Annotated in this window: 9 protein-coding genes; 7 read left to right on the plus strand and 2 right to left on the minus strand. The window is 69.3% G+C overall.

The window, feature by feature from the left end; all coding sequences use genetic code 11:
* Window positions 1-181: 181 nt before the first annotated feature.
* From IEZ24_RS21310 to IEZ24_RS21325, 4 genes are all read left to right on the plus strand, one after another.
* Window positions 182-556 carry a hypothetical protein gene (locus IEZ24_RS21310; RefSeq protein ID WP_129457149.1) on the plus strand — a complete coding sequence of 125 codons (375 nt, stop codon included), beginning with the start codon at window positions 182-184 and terminating at the stop codon, window positions 554-556.
* Entirely contained in the window at window positions 553-1,068 is a 516-nt protein-coding gene (locus tag IEZ24_RS21315) for a MerR family transcriptional regulator (protein ID WP_224745681.1), read from the plus strand. Before IEZ24_RS21310 ends, IEZ24_RS21315 begins: the two co-directional genes overlap by 4 nt.
* Window positions 1,069-1,073: 5 nt before the next feature.
* The gene (locus IEZ24_RS21320; protein WP_129457150.1) at window positions 1,074-1,388 is read left to right on the plus strand and encodes a hypothetical protein; all 315 of its coding nucleotides are present in this window, start codon (window positions 1,074-1,076) and stop codon (window positions 1,386-1,388) included.
* Between the two features lie 90 nt (window positions 1,389-1,478).
* The gene (locus IEZ24_RS21325) at window positions 1,479-1,814 is read left to right on the plus strand and encodes a YnfA family protein (RefSeq protein WP_129457151.1); all 336 of its coding nucleotides are present in this window, start codon (window positions 1,479-1,481) and stop codon (window positions 1,812-1,814) included.
* Between the two features lie 503 nt (window positions 1,815-2,317).
* Here the strand turns inward: IEZ24_RS21325 and IEZ24_RS21330 are convergent.
* Window positions 2,318-2,617, minus strand: a complete 300-nt coding sequence (locus IEZ24_RS21330; protein ID WP_129457152.1) for a DF family (seleno)protein — start codon at window positions 2,615-2,617, stop codon at window positions 2,318-2,320.
* A 146-nt stretch (window positions 2,618-2,763) separates the two neighbouring features.
* Between IEZ24_RS21330 and IEZ24_RS21335 the strand changes: the two genes are divergently transcribed.
* The gene (locus tag IEZ24_RS21335) at window positions 2,764-3,297 is read left to right on the plus strand and encodes a DinB family protein (RefSeq protein WP_129457153.1); all 534 of its coding nucleotides are present in this window, start codon (window positions 2,764-2,766) and stop codon (window positions 3,295-3,297) included.
* 32 nt (window positions 3,298-3,329) lie between these two features.
* On the opposite strand, the gene IEZ24_RS21340 is transcribed toward IEZ24_RS21335, so the two are convergent.
* The gene (locus IEZ24_RS21340) at window positions 3,330-3,731 is read right to left on the minus strand and encodes a MerR family transcriptional regulator (protein ID WP_439116378.1); all 402 of its coding nucleotides are present in this window, start codon (window positions 3,729-3,731) and stop codon (window positions 3,330-3,332) included.
* Window positions 3,732-3,822: 91 nt separating this feature from the next.
* Between IEZ24_RS21340 and merA the strand changes: the two genes are divergently transcribed.
* Together merA and merB are read left to right on the plus strand one after the other, a co-directional pair.
* On the plus strand, window positions 3,823-5,247 hold the full coding sequence (merA, locus tag IEZ24_RS21345) for a mercury(II) reductase (RefSeq protein ID WP_129457154.1): 1,425 nt from the start codon (window positions 3,823-3,825) through the stop codon (window positions 5,245-5,247).
* A 62-nt stretch (window positions 5,248-5,309) separates the two neighbouring features.
* Window positions 5,310-5,984, plus strand: a complete 675-nt coding sequence (gene merB / locus IEZ24_RS21350; RefSeq protein WP_224745682.1) for an organomercurial lyase MerB — start codon at window positions 5,310-5,312, stop codon at window positions 5,982-5,984.
* Window positions 5,985-6,914 lie beyond the last annotated feature (930 nt).

Raw genomic sequence — 6,914 nt, forward strand, 5'->3', positions numbered from 1 at the left:
GGTCCGCCCGCAGCTCCACCGCCATCCGGGTCGCTCGCTCACGCAGCTCGTCGGGGTACTTCCTGGGTGCTGCCATGACTCTCATCCTCCATGGATTGAGAGCCTCCACCAGACCCGGGGCGATTCAACCCTCAGCCAAGGCCTTGCATCTTGTACCCGGGTACAGGCTTACCGTGGGCTCATGGACCAAAGCGCCAGCGGCGACGCCCCCGGCACCGGGCTGGCATGGGCCGACGTCGAGGCATGCACCCTCCCAACCGCCGATCGACCCCTACGCGTCGCGGAGTTCGACGACCTGTTCACCACGTCGCTGCGCTCGATCGACCAGCCCAGCGACACGTACGCGCACTTGGTGTTGACCGGCGACATCGAGCTCGCGCACCGCGCCCGCCGGCTCGTCGAAGCCGAGATGGCCTGCTGCTCGTTCTTCACCTTCACCATCAGCGAGCCCCAACCCGGCAACGTGAGCCTCGACATCGACGTCCTGCCCGCACACGCCGGCGTCCTCACGGGACTCCTCGACCACGCCCGCGCCGTGCTGGCGGCAGCATCATGAGCGCCCTCAACGCCGCCCAGCAGGCCGGGGGAGCGGTCGCCGACACGGTAGGGATGCGTCGCGGCCGGGTCGCAGCCGCCGCCGGCCTCAACATCGAGACTCTGCGCTACTACGAACGCCGCGGCCTCCTCGCCGCCCCCGACCGCAGCCCCGGGGGACACCGGCTCTACCCACCCGAGACCGTCACCGTGCTCCGGGTCATCAAGGCTGCCCAACGCCTCGGGTTCACGCTCGACGAAGTCTCCGACCTGCTCGAGCTCGGCCGCCACCGCCACGGCAAGCGCATCGACGCCGGACTCCAACAACGCGCGCACACCAAGCTCGTCGAGGTGGAGGTACGCATCTCCGACCTGACCGCCATCCGCGACAACCTCACCGCCGCACTCGATGCCGGCTGCGACGACCTCCTGGCGTGCGCGTCGTCGCCGTGCTGCCCCATCCCGTTCGAGGCCATCACCCTCCACCCCGACAGCCAGCCCGCACCGGCAGCGAACATCCGGGCGCAACGATGACGGACATGCCCGGACCTGACACCGCGGCCGACCGGCCCGGCAACCGACACCTGATCGGCGGCGCGGCAGCCGCGTGTGCCGTGTGCTGCGCAGCTCCCGTCGTCAGGTTCCTCGGTGTGGCCGGCCTCGCCGCCACAGCGGTCACGCTCGTGTTCGCCGGTGTCGTGTTCGCCCTCGTCGTCGGCCTGCTCGCGGTCGCGGCCCTGCTCACCCGTCGGGCACGTTCACGACAGACGTCGTGCACACCGCGCGCCGACGCCACCGTCGGCGGAACCATGCCGGTGGCGCTCCTACCCACGCGCACCGCCGACGACAGCTGAGCGCACGCTTCGCGCCGTCAGTTGAGCACCCCCGCCACACCGGTGCCTGGCCGTCGTCGTGAGGGCCGCACGCCTTGGGAGACTGCGCTCATGACCGTCGCGAAGTCCCTGCTCCTGTTCGCCCTTGCGGCCGTCGCCGAAATCGGTGGCGCCTGGCTCGTGTGGCAGGGGGTACGCGAACACCGCGGTTGGCTGTGGGTTGGCGCGGGCGTCATCGCACTCGGTCTCTACGGGTTCGTCGCAACGCTCCAGCCCGACGCGAACTTCGGCCGCATCCTCGCCGCCTACGGCGGGGTGTTCGTCGCCGGCTCCCTCGCGTGGGGCATGGCCGTGGACGGCTTCCGGCCCGACCGTTACGACGTCGTCGGAGCGCTCGTGTGCCTGGTCGGGGTCGCGGTCATCATGTATGCACCCCGACCCGCCTGACCCGCTCGCCGAACGCCCGCCAGCACGTCGAAGCAGTCGGCGGTCCTCGGGCCGGTCGCGTCGAGTCCGCTGCAGCACCAGCAAGGACATGGCGGCCCGGTACCGGCGGCCTGTGGACGTTGCAGTCGGCCGTCTTCCCCGAGAACCGTGCCTCCATCGCCCTGCGGACACACGGCCGGCTATGGCACTCCCGCGGTTCGCTCCCGCATCGCTCGGCTCGACGGCGTGTGGCGCGACATCGTGCTCCTCGAGCGGCGCAAGGCCGACCGAGGACTCGTCCTGGGCCCAGGCGCGCTATGCGGCGTCGGACTCGTCCGGCTCCGGGTCCGCGGGCTGTGCGAGCTTGTGACGCCACGGGAACACCCACCGGAACAGGCTCGCGCCGGGGCGACGGCACCAGCAGCCGTCCGGGCAGCCGCAGCACCTCGCACCAAGGGCTTCCGCAACGCGGGTGCCAGCGGCCACCGCGACGTATGCCCCAGCCACGACAAGAAGGCCCTTCTTCACCGCAACGCCTCCACCAGCTGCTCTACCTCCGGTGAGCCCCTCAGGCCAGCTGGCGTGGGGTACATGCGGCATGCCAGTCCGACCTGTTCGCCACCAGTGACGAACGGGTCCCGTCCGTCGATGCGGATGCTCGGCGAGCCGATGAACTCCAGGTCGTCGGCCTGCTCGGGAGTCTCGACGCGCCGCCGGTGCACGGTTGCGTCACCCCGGCCCGTCAGGGCGAGCGCATCGTGCAGGCGCTGGTCGGCGACCTGCCAGCTCGGGCATCCGTCGAAGTACAGCAGCTCGACCTGCACGTAGCGCTCCTCGCATGACTCGGTGGAGACGACTCGTGGGGTGCGTCTCTGGAGCTCCCATTGTCCCACTTCGTGGTCGAGGTGGCACTCTCCGCAGGCGTGCGTAGTCCTGTTCTCAACGAACCCTTCACGCGAGACACTGCCTCATGGCGTTGGAGGAGCAGCCGGCTGACCGGGCGAGCATCCATGCCGAGTTGGAGCGGGTGCGCACCGACCTGCATCAGCTCGTCTCGCGCGCGACCGCAGACGACCTTCGCCGACGCACGAACGGGACGCGATGGACCAACGGCCAGATGCTGTGGCACATGGCGTTCGGCTACCTGCTCGTCCGCCGCTTGCTTCTGCTGGTGCGCCTCTTCGGCCGGTTGCCCGAGCCGTTCAGCCGCGCCTTCGCCGCCGTCTTGAACGCGGGCACGCGGCCCTTCCACCACGTCAACTACGCGGGTGCTGTCGGCGGTGCGCTCGTCTTCCACGGGCCCCATCTGACCCGGCAGTTCGACCGCACCATCGGCCTGCTTCATCGACGTCTGGATGCGGAGTCCGATGCGGCGCTGGCCCGTCGGATGCACTTCCCCGTCGACTGGGACCCGTTCTTCCAGGAGACGATGACGCTTGAGCAGGTCTACCGGTACGCGACCCAGCACTACGACTTCCACCGGGCTCAGCTCACGCTCGAGTAGACGTCCAGGTGGAGTCCAGGACCACTTGCGTGCTAGAGGTATCGGCAGATCTGGTCGGGACTGCAGGTGGCGGGCTCCGGCTCTGCGGCGTGGTCGCGTAGCTCGCTGATGTTGTCACGTAGCGCGGTCAGGTGGGCGATCTGGCGCTCGATGGCGACCAGCCGAGCATCCAGCAGGTCACGGACATGGTCACAAGGAGCTCGGCCGCGGTCGCGGATGTCGAGGACCTGTCGGATCTGGGCGAGCGTGAGCCCGGCGGCCTGGCCGCGGTGGATGAAGTCGATCCGGGCGACGGTGTCCGGGTTGTAGTCGCGGTAGCCGGCCGGGGTGCGTTCGGCGGGCGGCAAGAGCCCTTGTGACTCGTAGAAGCGCAGCGTCTTCGTCGTCGTGGCGGCCGTCTCGGCCAGTTCCCCGATCCGCATGTCGACCTCCACTGTTCTCCGGCCCGGGCTTGACCTTCCCCTGCACTGGAAGGTCCAGTATGGCGCGGTCGGATGAGTCCTCAACCATCAGGAGGTACCCCTCATGGGGACGACGTACGACCTTGCCGTCGTCGGGTCGGGTGGCGCGGCGTTCGCCGCGGCGATCAAGGCGACCGGGCTGGGCAAGTCGGTGGTGATGGTCGAGCGTGGTGCTTTCGGAGGCACCTGCCTGAACACTGGCTGCGTGCCATCCAAGGCGCTCATCGCGGCCGCCGAGGCCCGCCACGTCGCAGCGGACGCATCCACCCGGTTCCCCGGAATCTCAACCTCCGCGGCCGGCGTGGACATGCCGGCGCTCGTTGCCGGCAAGCAGGACCTGGTCGAGGACCTCCGGGGCGAGAAGTACATCGACGTCGCCGAGGCCTACGGCTGGCGTGTCGCCAAGGGCCAGGCAGCCTTCGCCGGCACCGCGGACTCCCCAGTCCTGGAGGTCACCGCGGCCGACGGGACCGTTGAGGTGATCGAGGCTGACCAGTACCTGGCCGCCACCGGCTCCCACGCCTGGGCACCGCCTATCGAGGGCCTGGATACCGTGGACCACCTGACCTCCACCACCGCGATGGAACTCACCGACGTGCCCGACTCGCTGCTGGTCCTCGGCGGCGGCTACGTGGCCCTCGAGCAGGCCCAGCTGTTCGCCCGGCTCGGCTCGAGGGTGACCGTGTTGGTGCGTTCGCGGCTGGCATCGAAAGAGGAACCCGAGGTCTCCCGGACGCTGCAGGAGGTCTTCGCCGACGAAGGCATCCGAGTGGTCCGGCGTGCGACCGTGTCCCGGTTGGCCCGCGACGAGGCGACCGGGCAGGTAGTCGCCACTGCCGACGTGTCCGGAGGCGAGCAGGAGTTCCGCGCCGACCACGTCCTGATCGCCCTCGGCCGGCGACCGGTCACCGACGGCCTCAACCTGGGCGCGGTAGGAGTGACGGTCGGCGAGCTCGGCGAAATCGTCGTGACCGATCGGCTGCAGACCTCCAACCCCAGGATCTGGTCCGCCGGCGATGTGACCGGCCACCCCGAGTTCGTGTACGTCGCGGCCTACCACGGCACGACGGTCGCCGAGAACGCCTTCGCCGACGCAGACCGGGCAGTCGACTACACCCGGCTGCCACGCGTGACGTTCACCAGCCCCGCCATCGGCGCGGTCGGGATGACCGAGAAGGAAATCGTTGCCGCCGGGATCCGCTGCGACTGCCGGGTGCTGCCGCTGACCTACCTGACCCGGGCTCGGGTCAACCGCGACACCCGCGGCTTCATCAAAATGGCCATCAACGCCGACACCGGCGAGATCCTCGGCCTGACCGCGGTCACCAAGGACGCCGGCGAACTGGCCGCCGCCGGTGTGCACGTCCTCGGCAAGACCATCACCGAGGTCGCCGACGCGTGGGCGCCCTACCTGACCATGGCCGAAGGCATCCGACTAGCCGCCAAGTCCTTCACCACCGACGTCTCGAAGCTGTCCTGCTGCGCCTGACCGCAGCAGGCACTACCACGCCCAGCACCACCCCCAGATCTCACCGCGACGGAGGCACCCCCATGTCGAACCACATGTCGAACCTCAGCACCGACCTAACCAGCCGGCTCGCCAACACCGAGGAAACCGGCCTCGACGCCGCCCTCCACATTCCGTTGCTTCGGCTGCTGCTCGACGGTGACCCCGTGACCCTCGAGCAGCTCGCCGAGGCCTCCGGCGGCACCGTCGACGACGTTCGCCGTGGCCTCGCCGCCGCCCCGGACACCGAGTACGACGACCAAGGTCGCATCATCGGCCAGGGCCTGACCCTGCGCCCCACCCCGCATCGGTTCACCGTGGCCGGCGAGGAGCTCTACACCTGGTGTGCGCTCGACACCCTCATCTACCCGGCGCTCCTCGAACACGCCGCGGAGGTGGAGTCGGTCTCACCGGTCAGCGGCGAGACGATCCGCGCTACCGTCGACCCCGCCGCCGGTGTTCTCACGGTGGAGCCAGCCACCGCCGTGGTCTCCCTAGTCAACGTCGGTCAGGACCCCTCGATCCGCACCTCGTTCTGCAACCAGGTGCACTACTTCGCCTCGCTCGAGGACGCCCAACCCTGGCTCGAGCAGCACCCCGACGGCGAGGTCATCCCCGTCGCCGACGCGTACCAGATCGGCGCCGCCATCAGCGCCGGACGGCTCAGCCGACTCCAGGTCGACCCGTCCAGCGCGGGCGACAACCACGGCTGCTGCTGACACCGCCACTCAGCACCAGCACGAGACGAGCATCGAGATGACATCCGGCCGCGACAACCAGCCTGGAAGCGGTGGCCTGATCCTGGCCGCCGGCGCCTCGCTTCTCATGGCCTTCGGCTGCGCCCTGCCACTCCTCATCTCCGGTGGCGCGCTTGCTGGCCTCGGCGGGTTCCTCGGCAACCCCTGGGCTCTCGGAGCGGGACTCACACTGTTGGTTCTCGCAGCCGGGGCGACCACTAGGTGTGATGTCCTACGTCGGCCAGAACGGACTGTCCCACGTTCCCGTCGCGGACACGACCGCGCGAGCCGACAAGGTCAGCGCCTCTGTGGAGACGAAGAGCCGGCCGCCAGGGTCGTCGTCGGCGCGACGTACTGACCTGACCCGATGCGGCCGCAACACCTGCAGGTCGTACTTGTCCTCGTAGCGCCTCAGGTACTCCACCACGTGGTCCCGAGGCGGAAAGCCTCGGGTCGCGTCATCCCAGGGCGGCATCATCCAGCCCGGCAGGAGGAGAAGGTGGCCGTGGGGAGAACAGCCGCAACCCGTCCCACGTGGGGGGCCACGCCCCGCCCGGTCGGTCTGCCGCATTCACGATGACGAGCTTGCGGCCCGGCGCGAGTCCAGCCCGCTTCAAGTAGAAGCCGGTGGCTAGCCCCGCCTGTCCGCCGCCGATGTCCACGACATCGACCTCACGCGTCCTCAGGGCCCTCTGGTCCTCGATGATCGACCGCTCCTTCGGGCGAACCGCCGCAGTGTCCCGACCGGGAGCACCTGGTCAACAGAGTGACACCCACGGACACACGGGACTGCTGCACGGATAGGTGACATCTGAATCTGCGTCGATGTGTCGGCGCTGGAAGGATGTGCACCATGCCGAAGGCGTTCCCCAAGGAGTTTCGTGAGGACGTGATCCGGGTCTACAAGGACTC

This window comes from Nocardioides ganghwensis (assembly GCF_014779655.1).
Taxonomy (GTDB): Bacteria; Actinomycetota; Actinomycetes; order Propionibacteriales; family Nocardioidaceae; genus Nocardioides; species Nocardioides ganghwensis.

What these genes read in the sequence shown, in the direction of transcription:
- IEZ24_RS21310 (WP_129457149.1), top strand. Translation starts at nt 182, where the DNA reads ATGGACCAAAGCGCCAGCGGCGACGCCCCCGGCACCGGGCTGGCATGG.
- IEZ24_RS21315 (WP_224745681.1), top strand. Translation starts at nt 553, where the DNA reads ATGAGCGCCCTCAACGCCGCCCAGCAGGCCGGGGGAGCGGTCGCCGAC.
- IEZ24_RS21320 (WP_129457150.1), top strand. Translation starts at nt 1,074, where the DNA reads ATGCCCGGACCTGACACCGCGGCCGACCGGCCCGGCAACCGACACCTG.
- IEZ24_RS21325 (WP_129457151.1), top strand. Translation starts at nt 1,479, where the DNA reads ATGACCGTCGCGAAGTCCCTGCTCCTGTTCGCCCTTGCGGCCGTCGCC.
- IEZ24_RS21335 (WP_129457153.1), top strand. Translation starts at nt 2,764, where the DNA reads ATGGCGTTGGAGGAGCAGCCGGCTGACCGGGCGAGCATCCATGCCGAG.
- merA (WP_129457154.1), top strand. Translation starts at nt 3,823, where the DNA reads ATGGGGACGACGTACGACCTTGCCGTCGTCGGGTCGGGTGGCGCGGCG.
- merB (WP_224745682.1), top strand. Translation starts at nt 5,310, where the DNA reads ATGTCGAACCACATGTCGAACCTCAGCACCGACCTAACCAGCCGGCTC.